This window comes from Chitinophaga sp. 05T412 (assembly GCF_056396465.1).
In genome coordinates, this window is record NZ_JBFTLN010000002.1 from 543163 (window position 1) to 565198 (window position 22036).

Below are 22036 nucleotides of genomic sequence, written 5' to 3' on the forward strand. Positions count from 1 at the left end.
TAATGTTTACAATGCGATATCCAATCGTAATAAGATGGGAATCAAAAATAACTTACATTCAGAGATATACGGACTTGATTATTTGTTCATGGAATAAATAATCAAATGCGTCAATCTTTAATTACCAGCTGGCTTTTCTAACGCCAGGGATTTTACCTGCCAGAGCCAGGTCACGGAACATGTTCCTGCAGAGACCGAAGTGACGCATGTATCCTTTAGGACGACCGGTCAGTTGGCATCTGTTTTTCAGACGAACAGGAGAAGCATTTTTTGGAAGTTGATCCAGTGCAGCGTAGTCACCGGCAGCTTTCAGGGCAGCACGCTTTTCAGCGAACTTTGCTACCATAGCTTCTCTTTTTCTTTGTCTGGCTTTTACGGATTCTTTTGCCATAATTATATTATCGTTTCGATTTACTGATTATCTTTTTTCATACCCTTGAACGGCATACCCATTTCTTTCAGGAGCTCGTAAGCTTCTTCGTTAGTGGTAGCAGTGGTAACAAAGGTGATATCCATACCGGACATTTTAGTTACCTTATCGATATCGATCTCAGGGAAGATGATTTGTTCGGTGATACCCATAGTGTAGTTACCACGACCATCGAATGCTTTTTCGTTCACACCTTTGAAGTCACGTACACGTGGCAGAGATACCGCGATCAAACGATCCAGGAAGTCGTACATATTAGTGGCGCGTAAAGTTACACGTGCACCGATAGGCATGTTCTTTCTCAGTTTGAAGTTGGAGATATCTTTCTTAGACATAGTAGCGATAGCTTTCTGACCAGAAATACGGGTCATTTCGTCTACTGCGATGTCTACCAGTTTCTTATCACCTACTGCACCGTTAATACCCTGGTTCAGGCAAATTTTTACCAGACGAGGAACCTGCATTACGCTTTTGTAGTTGAATTTCTTCATCAGAGCAGATTTTACCTCCTCGTGGTATTTTTTCTGCAGTCTCGGAGTATATTTTGCGTTTGACATTATTTAATTTCCTCCCCTGATTTTTTAGCGATACGAATTAATTTCCCGTTTTCTCTCTTTCTGTTAATTTTAGTTGGTTTGCCAGTTTTAGCATCCCACAGCATTACGTTAGAGATAGCAATAGGAGCTTCCTGCTTAACAATACCACCTTTGGTATTCTGAGCAGTAGGCTTCGTGTGCTTGGTAATAATGTTAACGCCTTCTACAAGAATGCGGGCTTTGTCAGGCTGTACTTCCAGCACTTTGCGTGCTTTGGTTCTATCCTTGTCATCACCGGCAATTACCGCAACCAGGTCGCCCTTCTTAATGTTGAATTTAGGCTTAAATCTAGTTTTCATTACTTTGATTTATTTATAAACGCCAAGCGAAACAATTGTTTCGCTTGATTAATGTTTTTTCTCGTTTTGCAAACGGGCTGCAAAGATAAGAAATATTTATGAATTTTGGGATTCAGGAAATTTTTGTCAAAAATCCTGAATCCCATCATCGATAATATCTTATAATACCTCAGGAGCGAGGGAGATAATTTTCATATAACCCTTGTCTCTCAGCTCACGTGCAACCGGACCGAAAATACGGGTACCGCGAGGTTCGTCTGAGTTATTCAGCAGTACTACTGCGTTATCATCGAAACGGATATAAGAACCGTCTTTACGACGTAATTTGTTCTTAGTTCTTACGATTACCGCTTTGGTAACCATACCTTTCTTAACACCACCGCCTGGCATTGCATCCTTCACGGTTACTACAATCTTATCGCCTACGCCAGCGTAGTCCTGACCGGAGTTACCTAACACGCGGATGCAAAGTACTTCTTTCGCACCGCTGTTGTCAGCTACACTCAGTCTTGATTCTTGTTGTATCATCGAAATGAGATTTGATATTGTTTAGTCAGCGGCTGAACCCGGGATTGCCGGATACAGCTTGAAACAAATAATGAATTATTTTACTTTAGCGATTACTTCTACCAGTCTCCAGCACTTGTTCTTGCTCAAAGGACGAGTTTCCGCGATTTTCACGGTATCGCCAATGCTGCACTCGTTCTTATCGTCGTGTGCCATGAACTTGGTAGTTTTTTTCACGAATTTACCATAGATCGGGTGCTTTACCTTACGCTCCACCTTAACGGTGATGGTTTTATCCATTTTGTTGCTGGCAACCACACCAATCCTGGTTTTTCTTAATTTTCTTTCGGTCGTCATTGTTGAAAGTATTTAACCCTCCGTGAGGAGGTCATAAATTGTTATACTAATGCTATTCAGCAGCCCCGGTGTTACCGGGACTGAAGATTTAGAAGCCCAGTTGTCTTTTACGCAGTTCGGTATTCATCCGAGCGATATCGCGTCTTACGGCGCGGATGCTCATTGGATTTTCGATTGGCGTAATTGCGTGACCAAAGGTCATTTTTTTCAAGCGGAGTTCCTCAGCAGAGATTTTCTCTTTAAGATCTTGTTCGCTCAGGCCTTTCAGTTCCAGCTTTTCTTTTGCCATTGTATTGAGTTTGATTCGGTTAGCTGCCGGAGCAGTGTTACCGGATTTTTTTAGTTATTGTGTACCTGTGATTAAGCTACGTAGTCGCGGCTGGTAACAAATTTTACTTTGATGGGCAGTTTCTGAGCTGCGAGTTCCATTGCTTCTTTCGCTACCTGTAAGGAAACGCCGTCTGCTTCAAATAAAATTCTACCTGGTTTTACTACTGCTGCCCAATGGTCAGGAGCACCTTTACCTTTACCCATCCTCACTTCCAAAGGCTTAGCAGTGATAGGTTTGTCAGGGAATATGCGAATCCACACGTTACCTTCACGTTTCATGTGTCTGGTAAGTGCCACACGGGCAGCTTCGATCTGCCTGTCGGTGATCCACTTAGGTTCTAATGCTTTAAGACCGAAAGTACCAAAGGAGAGGGTAGCGCCTCTTTTAGCGTTCCCTTTGATGCGGCCTTTGTGCATCTTCCTGTGTTTCGTTCTTTTTGGCTGTAACATCGTCTATGTTGTTAATGTTAATAGTAATTGTTAATGTCTGCTCAACCGCCAGATACTATCTGCGGCCGCCGCCACGGTTTTCTCCACCGCCTCTTCTTTCGCCACCACCGCGGTTGTCTCTACGTTCACCGTGATGTTCTCTTCTTTCACCACCATGACCAGCGCCACGGTTATCACCTTCTTTACCGGTTAAAACGTTCGGGTTAAGATCGCGTTTACCCAGTACTTCACCTTTACAGATCCATACTTTGATACCGATTTTACCATAAACGGTTAAAGCGAACAGGGAAGCGTAATCGATGTCCATACGGAAAGTATGTAATGGAGTACGGCCTTGTTTCATTTCTTCCGAGCGGGCAATTTCAGCACCACCTAAACGGCCGCTGATTTTAACCTTGATACCTTCTGCACCCATTCTCAGAGCAGTAGCAATTGCCATTTTGATAGCGCGTTTGTAGTTAATACGGCTTTCGATTTGTTTAGCAATTGTTTCAGCAACGATGTTAGCATCCATTTCAGGACGACGGATTTCGAGGATGTTGATCTGAACATCTTCTTTACCTGTCAGCTTCTTCAGTTCTTCTTTGATGCGATCAACTTCGTTACCGCCTTTACCGATGATGATACCAGGCTTAGAAGTATGAACAGTGATGATTAACTTACCTAAAGTTCTTTCGATCACAACTCTTGAGATGCCACCTTTGTTGATACGGGCATTCAGATAAGTTCTGATCTTGTTATCTTCGATCAGTTTGGTAGCAAAATCTTTTTTGCTGCCATACCAATTAGAGTCCCATCCTCTGATGATACCTAACCTGTTACCAATAGGATTTGTTTTCTGACCCATGTTCTGGTTATTTGTCTATTAGTTTAAATAGTTTTGTTTCTATCTCGTTTCCGATTGCACGAATTATTGTGCTTTACCGTCCACTACAATCGTTACGTGGTTACTTCTCTTGCGAATACGGTAACCCCTTCCTTGTGGAGCTGGGCGCATTCTTTTCAGCGTACGGCCACCATCAACAAAAACKGTTTTTACGATCAGGTTAGCATCTTCTACCCTTGCACCTTCGTTCTTAACTTTCCAGTTAGCGATTGCAGATACCAGCAGTTTCTCTAAAGGTACGCTTGGGTGTTTCGGATGGAATTTCAAAATATTCAAAGCCTTTTCTACATCCAGACCACGGATTAAGTCTGCCAGCAAACGCATTTTGCGGGGAGATGTAGGATTATTATTCAGCTTAGCTACTGCTTCCATTGTAATTAATTTCTTTTATTATTAAGTGTCTGATGCCTGATGTTTGATGTTGCAGGTTTGAAACTGGTACTTCAAACCTCAAACCTCAGACTATAATTTACATTTTCTTGTTAACGTGTCCTCTGAAGTTACGTGTTGGTGCAAATTCGCCCAGTTTATGGCCAACCATGAATTCTGTTACATAAACAGGAATAAATTTGTTGCCATTGTGAACTGCGAAAGTGTGACCCACGAAATCAGGAGTGATAGTAGAACGACGGCTCCAGGTCTTGATAACAGAACGCTTGGTACCGGTATTCATCTTCTCAACTTTTGTTTCTAATTTCAGGTCTACGTAAGGACCTTTTTTTATGGAACGAGCCATGTCTTACTGATTTATGATTTTTCAAACCCGGGGTCCGATATTGCTACCGGAGCCCGAATTCAGAAATTATAATTTTTTACCGTTTTTTCTGCTAATGATCAGCTTATCAGAACTCTTATGCGGTTTTCTGGTTTTCAGACCTTTCGCATATTTACCAGTTCTTGATCTTGGATGGCCTCCGGAAGATTTACCTTCACCACCACCCATTGGGTGATCCACAGGGTTCATAGCCACACCACGGTTGCGGGGGCGGATACCTCTCCAACGGTTAGCACCTGCTTTACCGATGGATTGCAGTGCGTGGTCAGAGTTAGAAACAGTACCTACAGTTGCTTTACAAGTATTCAATACTTTGCGGAGCTCACCAGAAGGCATTTTCAGTACGGCATACTTTTCTTCCTTGTTGGATAACTGTGCATAAGCGCCGGCGCTTCTTGCGATCGCACCACCTTTACCAGGTTGCAGCTCGATGTTGTGCACAACAGTACCCAGTGGCATATTTTTCAATGGTAAAGCGTTACCTACTTCAGGTGCAACGTCAGTACCGCTGATCACAGTACCGCCAACTTGCAGGCCCTGTGGAGCGATGATATAACGTTTTTCACCATCTGCATAGCTTACCAGTGCGATGAATGCGCTACGGTTAGGATCGTACTCGATCGTTTTAACTGTAGCTGGTACATTCTCTTTATCACGCTTGAAATCAATTACACGGTATTGTTTCTTGTGACCACCACCTATGTAGCGCATGGACATTCTTCCTTGCGCATTTCTACCGCCGGTCCTTTTAATTGGTTCCAGCAGGCTTTTTTCAGGGGTATCCGATGTCAGCTCAGCGTAAGCGTTGCCTATTTTCCAGCGGGTACCGGCCGTCATTGGTTTGAACTTCTTCAGTGCCATTACTTCCTAAAAAGTTAAATGTTAATTAATATAAAAGTGATCTGCATATACATCCACATCCCGGCTGTTCAGGCCGGAACGGCACTACATGTTAGCATACAGATCTATAGTTTCACCAGCTGCAATGGTAATGATCGCCTTTTTGTAAGACGGTTTTTTACCTGCGATGAAACCGGCTTTAGTAAAGCGGAATTTAGCTTTACCTGGCATTACAGCAGTGTTTACATCTGCTACGGTTACGCCGTAAAATTCTTCTACTGCTTTTTTGATCTCCAGTTTGTTGGCTTTTTTGTCAACGATGAAGTAGTAGCGGTTGAATTTTTCGGTTGCTTTGTTAACCTTTTCGGATACCACCGGTTTGATTAAAACGTCAGAAAGTTTCATTTTCTTTATATCTTTTAGCTATTAGCGCGTAGCTCTTAGCTTGTTTTGTTAATTGTTATCCTTACGCTTCAGCAGGCTCTTCAGTGAAGATCTTAGCTGCGCTTTCTGTGAACACGATATAGTTACTGTTCATGATGTCGTAAGTGTTTACGTCGCTCAGAACGGTACCGTCTACAGTAGGAATGTTTCTCAAAGACAGATAAACGTTGTCATTGTATTCAGGCGTGATAAACATAGTTTTTCTGCCTTCTACATTGATGTTCAGGTTCTTCAGGAAACCAACGAATTGTTTGGTTTTAGGCGCTTCGAGTTGCAGATCTTCAACGATGATGATGCTGTTTTCTTTAGCTTTTACTGACAGGGCGGAGATCTTAGCGAGATCTTTCACTTTTCTGTTCAGTTTGAAACCCCAACCGTGCGGTTTTGGTCCGAAGATGGTACCACCACCTTTATACAATGGGTTACGGATGTTACCTTTACGGGCACCACCAGTACCTTTTTGTTTGTGCAGTTTACGGGAAGCACCTTGTACTTCAGCTCTGGTTTTTACCTTGTGGGTACCTTGACGCTGAGCAGCGAGGTATTGTTTAACAGCCAGGTAGATAACGTGGTTGTTAGGCTCAACACCAAAGATCTCCTCAGGAAGTTCAATAGACCTTCCGGTTTTTTTACCTTCTATATTTAAAATATCGATTTGCATGTTACTTCTGGATTAAAACGATTGAACCAATGTGGCCGGGAACGGAACCACTTACCAGGATATAATTCTTCTCAGGGAATATTTTCACGATCTTCAGACCTTTCACTTTCACTCTTTCATTACCTGTCTGGCCGGCCATACGCATACCCTTGAAAACGCGGGAAGGATAAGATGATCCACCAACAGAACCAGGAGCTMTGCTTCTATCGTGCTGACCGTGGGTAGCTTCACCCACACCACTGAATCCGTGGCGTTTTACAACACCCTGGAAACCTTTACCTTTGGAAGTGCCTACAACGTCAATTGTTTCACCTTCTGCGAAGATTTCGCAGGTGATAGATTCACCGAGGGCTTTCTGTACATCCGGGTTGCGGAGTTCTTTTACGAAACGTTTGGGAGAGGTGCTTGCTTTCGCGAAGTGACTGCTTTCTGCTTTTGTGGTGTGTTTTTCTTTCTTCTCACCGAAAGAAACCTGAATTGCATTGTAACCATCTGTTTCCAGGGTTTTAACCTGAGTTACAACGTTGGGACCCGCTTCGATAATGGTAACAGCAGTTTGTTTACCATTAGCTTCGAAGATGCTGGTCATACCAATCTTTTTGCCAATAATACCTTTCATTTTTTATATGATTTTACCCAGCGCCTGGGGGATTTCGTGCTATCCCCAGGATGGGCGGTTTAAATACATTTATTGGGTGGTTGCCCAGAAGGCGCAACCTATGTTTGTTGTTAAAATTGTTATCTTGTTGGAAACCAACAAGATAACCATAAATCAATAAAAGGCCGGCCTTTCGCCCGCCTTGCTGTTGTCCTATGCTTTAATTTCAACTTCTACCCCAGATGGCAGATCGAGCTTGCTCAGCGCGTCTACAGTTCTGGAAGAAGACGTGTAAATATCCAGTAAACGTTTGTGTGTACACAGTTGGAACTGCTCGCGCGCTTTCTTATTTACGTGCGGAGAACGTAATACTGTAAATATTTTCTTCTCGGTAGGTAAAGGAATTGGACCTGTTACCACGGCACCCGTGTTACGCACGGTTTTAACGATCTTCTCAGCAGACTTGTCTACCAGGTTATGATCGTAGGACTTCAGCTTGATTCTTATTCTCTGAGACATATGCAATGAACTTCTTCTAGTTTTTTCCCAATACAATTTGGGAGGGCAAAGGTAACCCGTTTTTTCTATTTGGCAAATAAATCTCAGAAAAAAATGAAAGTTCCGGGGCAAAAGGCCAGCTCCGGCAGTAGTTGGAAGAGGAGGAAAACAAAATTGATTGGCATTAAGGCTTCAGAAAACATTCATTGTGTGTGTGTTAAGCCTTAAGGTAACTTCACATGCTCGTTTTGACAAATATAGGAAAACAAATTTCAAAACCAAAAAAAGGTGAATTTCTTTATATTTTTTTCGGGAGAAGGGATAAAACTAGCTCCCATCAGGCGGAAAATCCCGCCCAGTGGGCTTCAATGATTTTTATTGGACCCCAGGTGACCAGTTTACGGATGCCAATAGCCCGCTTAGTGAGTAAACGGCACTGAAATGGGGCTCCCCTCCCCCTTCTCCCGCAATTATCCCCAAAGGACTATTCCTTCCCTTCATTTACTCCAGTGCCCATATCCGGCATATGGTAACCGATTTCATTAAAACAGGCAATGGTGTCATCATTAAAAACGGAAATAAAAGGAAAGGACTGCCAACATTCAGCAAGTACACAACACCTTCTTTTAACACAAAGGGTTGTTCCGGCTTTCCCGGAACAACCCTTTGTTGAATAATTAAAGTGATTTGGGTACGTCTATAGCCAAATGGCCACCCTATTAAAGCGGTAAGCCACCGCCTAAACCACCCAGTAATGATCTTACTAATCCTAAGATTAATGCCAGCAGTTGATTCAGTAAATCCATGGAAAAAAGGTTTTAATAAGATATTGCCTACTCTATTGTCTGGTTTTCGGCATTCCCAGTTGTTATTCAGTTAACAATACTAAAATTAAAAGCAATCATTCAATATGTAATCATTCATTTTGTTCATTCGTAATACAATGAACCCATCCTGTTCATTCAGCTATCAGCACTATTTAGCGAGGATAGCTGACTCATAAAAAAAGAGGCTGTTCATAGGATGAACAGCCTCCGGATGATGATGTGCGTAAGGGAAATAGCATGATTTAAATACTGCATCCCTTAGCGGGGGTATCTGTGATTACAGACCACCCAGCAGAGATTTCAGCAATGCAACGATGGTTGCCAGCAGTTGAGACAGTAAAGCCATAAGATAGTTTTTACTACGGGTGATACCTACTCTTTTGATTTGGTTTTCGGCAATCCCAGATACACTCTCTTTTTAAGTGTTCGCCGAAATTAAAGTCTATTCACAAAAAACCGTTCGTTCATTTTATTCAGTTCGGATTCCTAAAACGTTTTTTGTTCAATCCGCTACCACAGGCCATTAAACCAGATCACCTTATTCTAAACAAGAAGGCCCCCACTCGACAGCGGGAGCCCTTGCTCAATTAAAATAGGTTGTGAATTACTGAAAAAGACGAATGATATTCGTGCACTGCCTTACATTAGCTAAAACACTATTGCCAGGTCAGTTGCTTGTGTCAACAACATCATTATATACCGCCGAGCGCAGATACCAGCAATGCCAGCAGGCCCTTCAGAAATGTGTTTAACGCATCGAGGATCATAAGTGGGTTATTTTCTTTTATGCCTACTCTGTTGTATGGTTTTCGGCAATCCCATCAGGAAAATATCCTTGTGTAATAACGCAGAAAATTACAGCGCACCAATTACAGTTTGCCAAAACTTCAGGAGCGCGTAGAGAATAGTGTTAATCATACGGAGATATTATGGACGTAACGCCTACTCTATTACGGGTTTTCGGCAATCCCCCTGACTGCGTCTACGCAAACAGGTTACTAAAATAACTGCTTCCTGCTAAAAAGCCTTCATTCACTTAATTCATTCATTCTCCCGCTGTTCATTTTGTTCAACCCTTATCCCTGTTAGGACTACTAATAAAAAAGGTTACGGAGAACATAAAATGTCACCGTAACCCAGTAGATGTTATACACACCTGATTATTTTCCGCTTCTTTCTTCTTTATAAATAGCTTTTGCTTTTGCAGAAGGCAGGTAAATCTGGAAACCTATACCCAGACTAAGACGGTTAGCGGTAGTTGAGTTACCACCACCTACAGTAAGATCATATTTGAATAAACCTTCCAGACCGATGTTTGGCGTAATAAAATAAGAAATGCCGGGTCCGATACCTACGTTAAAACCATTCGTAGAAGCTCCACTGGCCGGATTCTGACCAGCAAAACCAGCATTCACTTCTGCAAAAAACCGGACTCTCTTCGAAAATTCGAGTTTCCTTACATTCTTATCTTCTACAAAATAACGGGCAAACGCACCTATACCATAATTGGTATTAGAAGCACGGGTATCCGTTGTTTTATTCTTAGTGGTATTGGCACCAAAATCAACATAACCGCCAATGGCCAGCCCATCCTTGATAAACCAACCTACTTTGGGCGACAGGTTGAAGCTAAAAGCAGTACTTTCTTTTTGGAAGGTAACACTGAGGTTGGTGAGATCAGCCCCCACCATAATATTTCCTTTCTGAATCTGGGCATTAGCAGCAGAACMAAACAATACAGCTGAAAGTGCAAGGGTCAAGAGACGAATTCTTTTCATAGTCTGATTTTTTGTTTTAACAATTAACGTGTTGAATGAATAAGAAAATTCCAGGCAAACGCATCCATTTGCATCTAAGCTGTCAATAGTCAGCCGTCAAAAAACATAAAAGGCAGGGGGATAATGGGGGTAGTCATCGACATCGTTCAACAAACACCACATGACAACAGATATCATCTGTTCTTACAAAACTACTGAAAATGAATATACTAAGCGCTTCTTCTTTAAAAAAAATGTTATTGTACAGTTCGGAAATTCTCTGAACATGAACACTTATCATTATTCATTATTACTATAACATTTATAACTTAAATGTTGTTGCATAAAAAAACATCTTTCGCAACCAGATGGTCCGGTTGTGAAAGATGTATATTATAAAGTAGGTACTAGCGTGATTTTAACAGGTCGGCATGCGTACAGAAAGTCCCCTGTTGTTGTAAAAAACTTAGGAATCCATCCATTTTACGCTGCATTTTTTCTCCGGATACGCGTCGGATATAACCTGGTAACGTATACGAATTAATATCCATCAGTTCCCAGGGATGGAAATAAAAGGACAGGTAATTGTCTTTCTTTAATACCCTTTTACTAAAATGCCGGGTTATCCAAAGGGGCATATTTTTGATGCTCAGCCAGAATATAGGGTATCTGATAAGCGGTGATACAGAAGATGGGATAATCCACGTATCATTTTCCTTAAAAACAGTTCTCGGCAGATGCCAGTTATTATATCTTCCCGGCAGCCAGGTGGGATTCACCGAGGCATCATATAGATATCCTGCTGCCTTTAACGCTTCCATGTTTACTTTACGCAAACGGGGCATGCGAAATCCTTGTATCTGTTGACCGCTTATTTCCTGCAGGGCTAACCTGGAACCTTCCAGATCTGCTTCGGAGAATGAGCTATGATAATATGCGTGAGAGGCTATCTCATGTTTCGCGGCCATTTGCCTGATTAATTCAGGATAATGCTGCGCCCAGTAAGCCGTCACAAAAAAAGTAGCGCGTACGTTATATTTATCAAATAATGCCAGTGTAGCCTGTAACCCGCTCCTGGAAACTTCCAGTTTCTCCTGTAATGAGACTTGTTGACCAAATTCTTCCGGGATATCAAATTCCTCCACGTCAACGCTGATCAATATCCTGTTCGTTTGTTTCATAAAAAACTAAGCGGCTTTGGAACCGACGATAATCCGGCAATAATTCAGCAATTCTTTCATTAAAAGTTTCATGCGGAAAGAAGAGAACTGAATACCGGGGCGGCAAGATACGGCAACTGCTCCAATTTTAATGTGTGGGCGCTTCCCTGCATGGTATAAAAACTCGCTATCATACAGGAAGCCATCTATTTGGGTTTTCAGCAGTATGTTTCTACCGTAGGCATTAAACCCTTTCAATCCAGCCTGTGCATCTTCCACTTTCAGATCCAGCACTACTCTGTTCAATGCGCGGCTGATGCGGGTAATGATACGGCGCTTGCGCGGTAATTCCCGGAGATAAGCAGCCCCCCTCTCCCCTGCTACTACATCCAGTCCCTGTGTGAGACGATCGTAGGCTTCTTTTACGGCGTATATGCCAAAGGGGAAGTCCAGGTCTGTGTAAACCTGAAAAGCATGTTGGGAGCGTTTTACGCCTTCTCTCACGGCATATCCCTTACCGCGATTGCGGGTATAGCTTACAATAATAATGTTGGGAATGGCTGCCTCGAGCCAGGCAATATGTTGCGCCGTGAAATTTCTCACTGATCCGTCATTCACCAGAATCAGCTGAACAGGCACTTTTCCCATGATGGTGGTTACTTCGTGGTAATGCCTGATAAGTGATTCCACCCAGGGGCCCGAAGGGTTCCAGCAGGGCAGAATCAAGTCGAGGCCGGAAGTAAGCTTGATCATTTCTCCCGATGTAGAAACCACAGTTGTAGGAGGTGCTTGCAATAACTCTAATGACATAATTTCAAGACTGTCTAAAAAATATAGGTGAAGTGGATTACATTCTATCAAAAAGACGCTTGAAACGACATTCCCCTCTATGGGGAGATAAAAAATAAAAAAGGTCCTGTAAAACAGGACCCTGGCAGTTAGCAAAAAGTAAATTTCAGTTGTAGGTTATTACACCGAAAATATCAAATATTCTTATCCTGGCAATAGCATGTTCATGTCAGTTGGCTATAAAAGCAGAAAGGTTGTTCCGCTTGCGCAGAACAACCTTTCCGGTATAAAGAGCTGTGATTAAGCGTTTACTTTGCCTTTCACTTTAGCAATCACTTCTTCAGCCACGTTGTTTGGAGCTGGAGCATAGTGAGAGAACTCCATGATGGAGCTTGCGCGACCAGAAGACAGGGAACGCAGCTGAGTTACGTAACCGAACATTTCGCTCAGTGGCACTTTAGCTTTGATTACCTGAACACCGTTTTTGGAGTCCATACCTTCCAGCATACCACGACGACGGTTCAAGTCACCTGTAACGTCACCCATGTATTGGTCTGGAGTTAGCACTTCTACTTTCATGATTGGCTCCAGCAATACTGGTTTAGCTTTGCGGGCAGCTTCACGGAAAGCTTGTTTAGCGCACAATTCGAATGACATGGCATCAGAATCCACCTGGTGGTAAGAACCATCAAACAGACGAACTCTTAAGCTGGTCAGCGGGAAGCTAGCGAGAACACCCTGGTTGAGAGATTGTTCGAAGCCTTTCTGTACAGCAGGGATGAACTCTTTAGGGATTGCACCACCAAAGATGTCATTGATGAACTGTAAGGATTTGCCTTCGTTTTCTTTCAGCCATTCTGCATCCGCAGGTCCGATTTCAACCTGGATATCAGCAAATTTACCACGACCACCGGTTTGTTTCTTGAATACCTCACGGTGTTCAATTTTGGTAGTCAGGGCTTCTTTGTAAGCTACTTGAGGAGCACCCTGGTTAACTTCTACCTTGAACTCGCGACGCATACGGTCAACGATGATTTCCAGGTGAAGCTCACCCATACCGCTCAGTACGGTTTGGCCGGTTTCTTCGTCAGTTTTAGCTTTCAGGGTAGGATCTTCTTCTACCAGTTTAGCCAGCGCCATACCCATTTTATCAACGTCTGCCTGAGTTTTAGGCTCGATGGCGATGCTGATAACTGGTTCTGGGAAGGTCATAGATTCCAGGATAATTGGTGATTTTTCATCACACAGGGTATCTCCGGTTTTGATATCTTTAAAACCAACAGCAGCACCGATATCACCAGCTTCGATGAAATCGATAGGATTCTGCTTGTTAGCGTGCATCTGCATGATACGGCTGATACGTTCGTTTTTACCAGTACGGGTGTTCAGTACATAAGAACCTGCATCCAGGTKACCGGAATAAACCCGGAAGAACGCCAGACGACCTACGAAAGGATCGGTTGCAATTTTGAACGCCAACGCAGACAGTGGTTCTTTCGCATCTGGTTTACGCTGGATTTCTTCACCGCTGTCAGGATCAGTACCTTTTACTGCTTCCACATCCATTGGAGAAGGCAGGTAGCGGCAAACCGCATCCAGCATCTTCTGTACACCTTTGTTTTTGAAAGAGGAACCGCACATCATAGGGATGATAGCGATATCGATGGTAGCTTTACGGATTGCTTCGTGGATTTCATCTTCAGAGATAGAGTTAGGATCTTCGAAGAATTTCTCCATCAGCGTGTCATCGTATTCAGCAACTGCTTCTACGAGTTTAGCTCTCCACTCTTCCGCTTCAGCCTGCATATCTTCCGGAATAGGAATTTCCTGGTAAGTAGCACCTTTACCTTCTTCGTCCCAGATGATACCTTTCATGGTAATCAGGTCAACTACACCTTTGAAGGAATCTTCAGCACCGATTGGCAGGGTCAAAGGAACGGGGTTAGCACCCAGCATTTCTTTTACCTGTTTAACCACGTTCAGGAAGTCAGCACCGGAACGGTCCATTTTATTAACGAAACCGATACGGGGTACACGGTAGCGGTTAGCCTGACGCCAAACGGTTTCAGACTGAGGTTCAACACCAGATACAGCGCAGAACAATGCCACCAGACCGTCCAGTACACGCAGTGAACGCTCTACCTCAACGGTAAAGTCCACGTGACCTGGGGTATCGATGATATTGAATTTATATTGTTTGGTATCAGGTAAGGCTTTACCTTGTAAGGTTGGAAAATTCCAGAAACAAGTGGTTGCCGCAGATGTGATGGTAATACCTCTTTCCTGCTCCTGTGCCATCCAGTCCATTGTAGCAGCACCCTCGTGCACCTCTCCAATTTTGTGGGATTTACCTGTATAATACAGGATACGTTCTGTGGTAGTGGTTTTACCCGCATCGATGTGCGCCGCAATACCAAAGTTCCTTTGAAATTTTAAGTCTGCCATAATATTAAAGTGACTAAATAATGCAATTTGGGGGGCAAAGGTAACTTATTTTTGACAATAAATAAAATGATCAGCTTTTCCAAATTGTTATTTCTTTTTAACGAGTACAGGCATTTCATCACATTATAATTCTATACAATAAATAGAAGCGCGAAAACCAGTTTTTAGACTGTACCCACCATTTTTTTATCAAATTCCACCAAAAGTGAAATGCCTGTTTCCTGCTTACCACATTTCAACCATTTTTGCAGTGAATGTTAATAGTTGTAATCCCCCAAGGATCTGAAAAGTTTGCGAAACGAGCACAATAATTATCTAACTCCAGTTAAACGCACATGTATTTATGAATGAAAAACTGTACGCTATTCATGATGTCATTTATTTCCGGCAATAGCAGATCTGATGTAGCACGATAGCCTTATTCTGACATTTATTTACTGATTCACCCCATTTATATGCGAACACTTGTACTCAGTTGCGCCTGTGCACTGCTGTTGCTGCACTGCGTCTGTACGTCATCCCAAGCCCAGGTAATACTCAACCGACAGGTAACCGCCGCTTCAGGCGGCCAGGGAATTGTACAGAACATCCATATTCAATACACGGTAGGAGAAGCCGTAGTGCTCCCCATCACCAATGGTAAAACCCTGCTGACACAGGGATTTCAGCAACCGGAAGAACTCCCCAAACTACCACCGGGCACAACTTCCGTAAAGAATTATGTGATATTCCCCAACCCCGCGGTCACCAATACCAAAATTCAATTTGACCTGCTCAGCAGCGCCAATATCACCATTGAAGTGATTAATCCGGCAGGGCAAAATGTCTACCACCAGTTCCTGAAGCTGAGTGCAGGCCGGAACCTCGTGGTGTTGCCTGTCAACCATTTTGCCGCAGGCATATATACGGTGATGCTGAACGTTGCCGGGAATGTATTTTTTGAGAAACTCATTGTGCAGTAATACGTTACCTGCCCTCCCCGATCACACTTAATTGCTAACACATGAAACACGGTTACACCCTTCTTCTTTTTGCAGGCGTTCTGGCTACCAGTAGCCAGTTATCTGCACAAAAGGGCATCCAGAAACCACCGAACATCGGCGCCAGCTTCCTGCTGGTTAACCCGGACGCCCGCAGTAGTGGTACCGGCGATGCCTCCACCGGGCTAACACCCGACGCCAATTCCCTGTTTTCCAATGCAGCCAAAATAGTATTTGCCGGCGACTGGGGAGTCAGCGCCAACTACTCACCGTGGATGTGGGAGTTGAACAACAATAAGTCGAACATGGCTTATGTAGCCGCCTATAAAAACTGGAATCAATCAGAAGGACTAGGCGTTTCCCTGAAATATTTTAACTACGGTTCGGTCACTTTCAGGGATGACAATGGTACCGTACTCCAGGACTATAATCCCAAAGAATTTGCGATAGACGGCGCTTATTCCCGAAAAATGGGCAAACATATGTCGCTGGCGATAGGTATGAGATATGTTCGCAGCCAACTGGGACAAGGATCTTATAACAGCATGCAACAAAAACCGGCATCCGCAGTAGCGGGAGATATCAGTTACTATTATCAGAACACCAAAGACCTTCTGGATTTTGGCAACCGGTACTGTTTCGGTGTCAGTATTACCAACATCGGCACCAAACTGCAATACACTGATGACAATACAAGAAAGAGTTTTCTGCCGATGAGCCTTCGTATCGGTGGCGGCTATACGTTTGTTCACACCGCCGATCATGAATTCACCCTTTCTCTGGATATCAATAAGTTATTGGTTCCTACTCCTCCTATCTACGCGCTGGACTCCAACGGGATAGAAACTAATCAGATTTTAAAAGGGAAAGATCCAAACCGGGGTGTAACAGCAGCCATCTTTTCCTCTTTCGGTGACGCCCCTGGTGGTTTTAACGAAGAGCTAAGAGAATTTACCATTGGCTCCGGTGTGGAATATGCGTACCGGCAAGTGTTTTTTGTGCGGGCCGGATACTTTTATGAACATCCTAATAAAGGCTACCGGCAGCATTTCTCGGCGGGTATAGGTGTACGGGTATCCAACCTGGCGTTGGATATCGCCTACCAGATGCCTACCGGTGAAAGCCTTGTTCAGAAGAGAACGCTGAAGTTTTCGCTCGTGTACAATATCGGAGGCACCAGGGATGAAGCGATTCAACCTTAGTGACCATCCGCCAAGCTATAGCTAAACATTTTTTATTCATGTATCTATAATTCTCGATCATATGAAATCACTGCTCCTTATTTTATTTCTTCTCGCTACAGGAATGTTTTCCTTTACAAATGCACAAGTGCTACCTCAGGCCAGGAATGAGGCCAATGAAGGGGTTAGCGTGCAAAAGCTCCTGTTTCCTGACATGCAACAGGATCTTTCAAAATTAAAAGCCAGGGAAGCAATACCCCAACCAGATAAAGCGGTTATATCCACCCCATTTGAAAACTGGGCGTTCACGAACTACCAGAGACCGGTAGTTCGTAATAATGCGAAGGCGGGTTCCCTGAAAACGGCGACCAAAGCGTCTTTACCGTCAGATATATCTTCTACGGAAGCCGATAATAAACGGAAAGCTGCGCAGCCCACACACCCTTCAAAACCAGGTGAGATTCCCAGTCAAGGTACTGAGCCTACCTATACTCCTCCTGTAAAGAACCTTAAGAAAAAGAACTAACGCCCCGCTAACTATTAAAACGATGATTATGAAAAAGATATTCTACCTGGCAACTATATTTCTTCTGTTGTTTTTCCAGTATACGTGGGCCCAAAGCGGACTTGCAGGTACCAATTACCAGGCTGTGGCCCGTAACTCAAACGGTACTGTACTTGGGAATCAATCACTGACGGTACGATTTTCCGTATTGGGTGGTTCTGCAGCGGGGCCTGTACAATACCAGGAAACTCACAGTACCACTACCAATAATTTGGGTCTGTTCACTTTACAAATCGGAAAAGGTACACCGTTAACCGGCACCTACAGTGCTGTTCCGTGGGCGAATGCCAATCAATATCTGAAAGTGGAAGTTTCCATAAACGGCAACAATTTTAGTGAATTAGGAACTTCCCAGTTAATGAGTGTTCCTTATGCATTATTTGCCGCCAATGGTAACCCCGGACCTGCCGGTGCTAAAGGTGATCCAGGGGCAGTAGGGCCTGTGGGTGCTATTGGGCCTGTGGGACCAGTTGGCGCTACCGGTGCTACCGGAGCGAAAGGTGATCCTGGCGCAGTGGGTCCCATGGGCGCTACCGGACCTGCTGGAGCTATAGGTCCTATAGGACCCGTTGGGGCACAAGGCGCTAAAGGAGACCCAGGAGCGATGGGACCTGCGGGTGCCACCGGGCCCACTGGAGCTATAGGTCCTATAGGACCAGTCGGAGCAACAGGCGCTAAAGGCGACCCAGGAGCGATGGGACCTGCGGGTGCCACCGGGCCCACTGGAGCTATAGGTCCTATAGGACCAGTCGGAGCAACAGGCGCTAAAGGAGACCCGGGAGCGATGGGACCTACAGGTGCCACCGGACCTGCTGGAGCGACTGGCCCAATAGGACCCGTTGGAGCAACAGGCGCTAAAGGAGACCCGGGAGCGATGGGACCTGTGGGTGCCACCGGACCTGCGGGAGCTATAGGTCCCATAGGACCAGTCGGAGCAACAGGCGCTAAAGGTGATCCGGGAGCGATGGGGCCTGCGGGGGCTACCGGACCTGCTGGAGCTATAGGTCCCATAGGACCCGTTGGGGCGACAGGCGCTAAGGGAGATCCGGGAGCAACGGGACCCGTGGGTGCCACCGGACCTGCTGGAGCTATAGGTCCCATAGGACCCATTGGGGCGACGGGCGCTAAGGGAGATCCAGGAGCAACGGGACCTGTAGGTGCTACCGGACCTGCCGGAGCGATGGGACCTGCGGGCGCAGTAGGACCTCAGGGTGTGGCAGGTTCGGTAGGACCTATCGGACCAGCAGGCCCTCAAGGTATACAAGGTCCGGCGGGCAATATCAATGGTATTGCAGCCGGAGGAGATCTTTCTGGTACCTACCCTAATCCTTTGATAGGAAATGGGAAAGTGACACTGGCTAAAATTGCAGCTGGTGTTATACCTACTACTTTGCCTCCAAACGGACCTGCCGGCGGAGATCTAAGCGGTACCTACCCTAATCCCGTAGTAGCCAAACTGCAAGGGAAACCTGTTAGTAACGTAGCGCCACTGGCCAACCAAATATTAAAATTTGATGGAGCACAATGGCTGGCGACCGCAGCCCCAGGTGGAGGATTGACACTTCCATTTGTAGCCACTGAAAATAATGCCTCTACCCTTTTCAGTATTACTAATGACGGCGACGGTACATCACTGGAGGGCGTCAACAACACGGCTACCTCTTCTATTGCCGCCATACGTGGCATTGTGAGTTCGACGGCACCAGGTGGTTTTTCCAGCGCCGTAAGGGGGATCAATAGCGGCACTGGTGGATTAGGTATAGGTGTATGGGGATCACAGGCAGGTTCCGGCTGGGGTGTTTATGGCGTAACGCCAAATGGACTTGGTGTATATGGCAACTCCAGTGGTACAGGAACTGGCGTATTTGCCAACAGTAATAGTGGCATTGGTTTAAACGCTACCAGTAATAACGGCCAGCCAGCAACTATATCCGTTTTCAATAATGCCAATAACAACGACGCTCTTACTGTAAGTACCTTGGGAAACGGTAATGGCATCACTGTTAGCGTTAGTGGTTCCGGAGAAGGTATATCAAGTAGTTCGGGTACCGGCTTTGCGGTACATGGTAATACTACGCAGCAGGTGTCTGCCGCTATTCTGGGTGACAACACCGGTAGTGGCGAGGCTGTTGTTGGACGCACCAACTCTGATATCGCGGGTGCGGTAGTTGGCCGTAATGATGGTGGAGGCTATGGTGTAAGGGGGTTTGTATCTGGCAATAATACTGGTACTGCGGCCGCTGTATTCGGGCAGATTGGTCTCGGCGGCAGCACCGGAAATTCCGGACGTTTTAGGAACATTAATAATGCTAATCTGGTGGATAACATGACCGTCTATACTAATTCTAACGGTGATCCTGGTGTAGTGGGAGTAGGAGCTGCGGGCGCGTTTGAAGTTGACAACACCAATTCCGTAGCACCAGCTGTAAGGGCAAAAGTGAATACCATATTTGGCAATTTTGGTGCGGCAGGTGTTTATTCAGAATCAGCAGGTACAGGCGGGTTTGCAGGCTTATTTTACTCTTCCAATAACGCAGGCAACGGCAATACTGTAGTCGCTATCAATGACGGCAATGGCAAGGCTGTTGTTGCCAATGTAAAGAAAGATGGCAATGCCATAGAGGGTAGTGTAAACGGTACGGGTAAAGCGGTTTACGGCTGGGTCCCCTCCTTTGGCAAGGGACAGGCAGCCGATTTTGAGAACTTCAATGATGCCAATAACACTACCGTATTAACAGCCAAAACACTAGCAGATGGTACTGCGGGCTATTTTGAGGTAGATAATAATGATGCGACTTCTCCTGCTATACATGGCATTGTAAATTCGAAGTTTGCCAACTTTGGTACGGCAGGCGTATTCGGGGAATCAACTGGTACCGGTGGCTTTGCCGGCCTCTTTTACCAGTCGAATACTGCGGGAAACGGGCCTGCGTTAGTGGCTATTGCGAAGGGAAATGGTAATGGTATAACTGCCAATGCTGACAATGGTGGTGATGGCGTGGAGAGTACAGTAAATGGTACCGGTAATGCCGTTTATGGCTGGGTACCAAACTTTTCTTTGGGACGTGCAGCACGATTTTCAAATTTCAATACCGCTAATGGTAATTCTACTGTGGCAATCAGGAATGATGGTACCGGAAGTGCATTAGTAGTTGATCATAGAGGCGCAAGTGGTAATCCCGCTGTTTTCCAGAACAGTGGTAGTAATATTGCCCGTATCAATAAAGCAGGAAGAGGCTTTTTCAATGGTGGTACACAAAACTCCGGTGCTGACGTGGCGGAATCGTTTGCTGTATCCGGACAAAGAACTGCATACGAAGCCGGAGATGTGCTGGTAATTGCTACACATACAGATCGTACTGTAGAAAAATCGTCTGAGCCTTACTCTACATTAGTGGTGGGAGTATTTGCCACCAAACCTGGTGTATTGTTGACAGAACATGATATTGAAACAGATCTTTCTGAAGAAGTACCTATGGGTGTGATAGGTGTAATTCCCACCAAAGTATGTAATGAGAATGGTATGATCCGCCGGGGAGATTTGCTCGTTACTTCGGGTAAACCTGGATATGCCATGAAAGCAGATCTGGACAAAGTAAAACCAGGACAGGTGATCGGGAAGGCATTACAGGAATTTGACGGCGATGGTGGTATTATCAAAGTAATGGTAAATGTGAAGTAGGCTGTTTATCGTTAGTCTTCAGCATTAAATAGTTATGACAGCAGGTATCTTCGGATACCTGCTTTTTTATTGTTAGGATAAATAACCAATGATCAATTTTTCGAGGGACCCACCAATACATTACGATAATTAAAAATAACTGGTTTAGCGAAAACCAATTTTAGTGCTATAACTACCATTTTCTTATCAAATTCTACCAAAAGATAAATGTAGGTTTTCCAGCAAGCTGAATTCGTTCAAATTAGCGGTTGATTGTAACTAGTCGAACATAATTCCCCCAAAGAAAGGAACGAAAAATTGGAGCAAAAAACGACGTAACGCCCTAAAAACAGCTATTTAATGAAATAAAGCTTTATTGCAGCGACGGCACATGGTCTGTTTCGCATCAAAGTCCATTGCGCCACGCAACCCAGTATCCCCATCCTTTTATTGATTAACTACTTAATATGAGAACATTTATACTCACCTGCGCGTGTGCGCTATTTTTATTGACATATATTAACCTCTCCTCTCAAGCCCAGATCATTCTAAACCGGCAGGTTGTAGCGAGCACCGGAGGCGCAGCAACAGTTCAAAAAATGATGATTCAATACACCGTTGGAGAAGCGGTGGTACAACCCGTGACCAATGGCAAGTTTTTTTTAACCCAGGGCTTTCAGCAGCCAGAAGAGCTTCCTAAACTGCCCCCGCTGACGAATCCGGTCAAGAACTATATACTGTTTCCCAATCCTGCTGTTACTAATGCCAAAATCCAGTTTGACCTGCTATCTAACATAACGCTTACCCTGGAAGTGATCAATCCTGCAGGACAAACTATTTACCACCAGTTCCTCGAACTAGGCGCAGGCAGAAGTACGGTGATACTTCCTGTTAATCATTTTGCAGCAGGTATCTATACGGTGATGCTGAATGTAAATGGGAATGTGACTTTCGATAAACTGATTGTGCAATAGCACTCCCCTCATGACTACTTAACTGA

General features: G+C 44.6%; 24 protein-coding genes. 5 read left to right on the forward strand and 19 right to left on the reverse strand.

What is annotated here, in order from left to right; all coding sequences use genetic code 11:
* Window positions 1–121: 121 nt before the first annotated feature.
* The 19 genes from rpsN to fusA form a co-directional block, all read right to left on the reverse strand.
* Window positions 122–391: a 30S ribosomal protein S14 gene (rpsN, locus tag AC1DFM_RS05885; protein WP_142685981.1), complete on the reverse strand. Its 270-nt coding sequence runs from the start codon at window positions 389–391 to the stop codon at window positions 122–124.
* A 20-nt stretch (window positions 392–411) separates the two neighbouring features.
* Window positions 412–987 carry a 50S ribosomal protein L5 gene (rplE, locus tag AC1DFM_RS05890; protein ID WP_477075780.1) on the reverse strand — a complete coding sequence of 192 codons (576 nt, stop codon included), beginning with the start codon at window positions 985–987 and terminating at the stop codon, window positions 412–414.
* Window positions 987–1325 carry a 50S ribosomal protein L24 gene (gene rplX / locus AC1DFM_RS05895; protein WP_291917691.1) on the reverse strand — a complete coding sequence of 113 codons (339 nt, stop codon included), beginning with the start codon at window positions 1323–1325 and terminating at the stop codon, window positions 987–989. The genes rplE and rplX overlap by 1 nt, the downstream gene beginning before the upstream one ends.
* 159 nt (window positions 1326–1484) lie before the next feature.
* Window positions 1485–1853 (reverse strand): 50S ribosomal protein L14, encoded by a 369-nt coding sequence (rplN, locus tag AC1DFM_RS05900; RefSeq protein WP_079470765.1) that lies wholly within the window; start codon window positions 1851–1853, stop codon window positions 1485–1487.
* A 75-nt stretch (window positions 1854–1928) separates the two neighbouring features.
* Window positions 1929–2189, reverse strand: a complete 261-nt coding sequence (rpsQ, locus tag AC1DFM_RS05905) for a 30S ribosomal protein S17 (protein ID WP_079470766.1) — start codon at window positions 2187–2189, stop codon at window positions 1929–1931.
* 88 nt (window positions 2190–2277) lie between these two features.
* Window positions 2278–2478: a 50S ribosomal protein L29 gene (gene rpmC, locus AC1DFM_RS05910; RefSeq protein ID WP_079470767.1), complete on the reverse strand. Its 201-nt coding sequence runs from the start codon at window positions 2476–2478 to the stop codon at window positions 2278–2280.
* 71 nt (window positions 2479–2549) lie between these two features.
* A complete protein-coding gene (rplP, locus tag AC1DFM_RS05915) occupies window positions 2550–2969 on the reverse strand; it encodes a 50S ribosomal protein L16 (RefSeq protein WP_079470768.1) in 420 nt (139 codons plus the stop codon).
* 55 nt (window positions 2970–3024) lie between these two features.
* Window positions 3025–3816, reverse strand: a complete 792-nt coding sequence (gene rpsC, locus AC1DFM_RS05920; protein ID WP_477075781.1) for a 30S ribosomal protein S3 — start codon at window positions 3814–3816, stop codon at window positions 3025–3027.
* Window positions 3817–3879: 63 nt separating this feature from the next.
* Window positions 3880–4227, reverse strand: a complete 348-nt coding sequence (gene rplV, locus AC1DFM_RS05925) for a 50S ribosomal protein L22 (RefSeq protein WP_106527845.1) — start codon at window positions 4225–4227, stop codon at window positions 3880–3882.
* Window positions 4228–4324: 97 nt separating this feature from the next.
* Entirely contained in the window at window positions 4325–4591 is a 267-nt protein-coding gene (gene rpsS / locus AC1DFM_RS05930) for a 30S ribosomal protein S19 (protein WP_079470771.1), read from the reverse strand.
* Window positions 4592–4657: 66 nt separating this feature from the next.
* Window positions 4658–5491, reverse strand: a complete 834-nt coding sequence (rplB, locus tag AC1DFM_RS05935; protein WP_291917706.1) for a 50S ribosomal protein L2 — start codon at window positions 5489–5491, stop codon at window positions 4658–4660.
* Window positions 5492–5575: 84 nt separating this feature from the next.
* Window positions 5576–5875 carry a 50S ribosomal protein L23 gene (gene rplW / locus AC1DFM_RS05940; protein ID WP_291917710.1) on the reverse strand — a complete coding sequence of 100 codons (300 nt, stop codon included), beginning with the start codon at window positions 5873–5875 and terminating at the stop codon, window positions 5576–5578.
* Window positions 5876–5936: 61 nt separating this feature from the next.
* Window positions 5937–6575 carry a 50S ribosomal protein L4 gene (gene rplD / locus AC1DFM_RS05945; RefSeq protein ID WP_089903233.1) on the reverse strand — a complete coding sequence of 213 codons (639 nt, stop codon included), beginning with the start codon at window positions 6573–6575 and terminating at the stop codon, window positions 5937–5939.
* 1 nt (window position 6576) lies between these two features.
* Window positions 6577–7194, reverse strand: coding sequence for a 50S ribosomal protein L3 (gene rplC / locus AC1DFM_RS05950; RefSeq protein ID WP_477075782.1), 618 nt, complete (start codon window positions 7192–7194; stop codon window positions 6577–6579).
* Window positions 7195–7386: 192 nt separating this feature from the next.
* Complete coding sequence (gene rpsJ / locus AC1DFM_RS05955; protein WP_012789286.1) at window positions 7387–7692, reverse strand: 30S ribosomal protein S10; 306 nt, start codon at window positions 7690–7692, stop codon at window positions 7387–7389.
* Between the two features lie 1966 nt (window positions 7693–9658).
* A complete protein-coding gene (locus AC1DFM_RS05960) occupies window positions 9659–10276 on the reverse strand; it encodes an outer membrane beta-barrel protein (protein WP_477075783.1) in 618 nt (205 codons plus the stop codon).
* Window positions 10277–10662: 386 nt separating this feature from the next.
* Window positions 10663–11436 carry a polysaccharide deacetylase family protein gene (locus tag AC1DFM_RS05965; protein ID WP_477075784.1) on the reverse strand — a complete coding sequence of 258 codons (774 nt, stop codon included), beginning with the start codon at window positions 11434–11436 and terminating at the stop codon, window positions 10663–10665.
* Between the two features lie 6 nt (window positions 11437–11442).
* Window positions 11443–12168, reverse strand: coding sequence for a glycosyltransferase (locus AC1DFM_RS05970; RefSeq protein WP_477075785.1), 726 nt, complete (start codon window positions 12166–12168; stop codon window positions 11443–11445).
* 336 nt (window positions 12169–12504) lie between these two features.
* Window positions 12505–14649: an elongation factor G gene (gene fusA, locus AC1DFM_RS05975; RefSeq protein ID WP_477075786.1), complete on the reverse strand. Its 2145-nt coding sequence runs from the start codon at window positions 14647–14649 to the stop codon at window positions 12505–12507.
* Between the two features lie 455 nt (window positions 14650–15104).
* Between fusA and AC1DFM_RS05980 the strand changes: the two genes are divergently transcribed.
* The 5 genes from AC1DFM_RS05980 to AC1DFM_RS06000 all read left to right on the forward strand — a co-directional run bounded on the left by AC1DFM_RS05980 (window position 15105) and on the right by AC1DFM_RS06000 (window position 22010).
* Window positions 15105–15611 (forward strand): T9SS type A sorting domain-containing protein, encoded by a 507-nt coding sequence (locus AC1DFM_RS05980; RefSeq protein ID WP_477075787.1) that lies wholly within the window; start codon window positions 15105–15107, stop codon window positions 15609–15611.
* Window positions 15612–15652: 41 nt separating this feature from the next.
* On the forward strand, window positions 15653–16831 hold the full coding sequence (gene porV, locus AC1DFM_RS05985) for a type IX secretion system outer membrane channel protein PorV (RefSeq protein ID WP_477075788.1): 1179 nt from the start codon (window positions 15653–15655) through the stop codon (window positions 16829–16831).
* A gap of 61 nt (window positions 16832–16892) precedes the next feature.
* Window positions 16893–17336, forward strand: coding sequence for a hypothetical protein (locus AC1DFM_RS05990; protein ID WP_477075789.1), 444 nt, complete (start codon window positions 16893–16895; stop codon window positions 17334–17336).
* Between the two features lie 28 nt (window positions 17337–17364).
* Window positions 17365–21057, forward strand: a complete 3693-nt coding sequence (locus AC1DFM_RS05995; protein WP_477075790.1) for a hypothetical protein — start codon at window positions 17365–17367, stop codon at window positions 21055–21057.
* A 446-nt stretch (window positions 21058–21503) separates the two neighbouring features.
* The gene (locus AC1DFM_RS06000) at window positions 21504–22010 is read left to right on the forward strand and encodes a T9SS type A sorting domain-containing protein (protein ID WP_477075791.1); all 507 of its coding nucleotides are present in this window, start codon (window positions 21504–21506) and stop codon (window positions 22008–22010) included.
* Window positions 22011–22036: the final 26 nt, after the last annotated feature.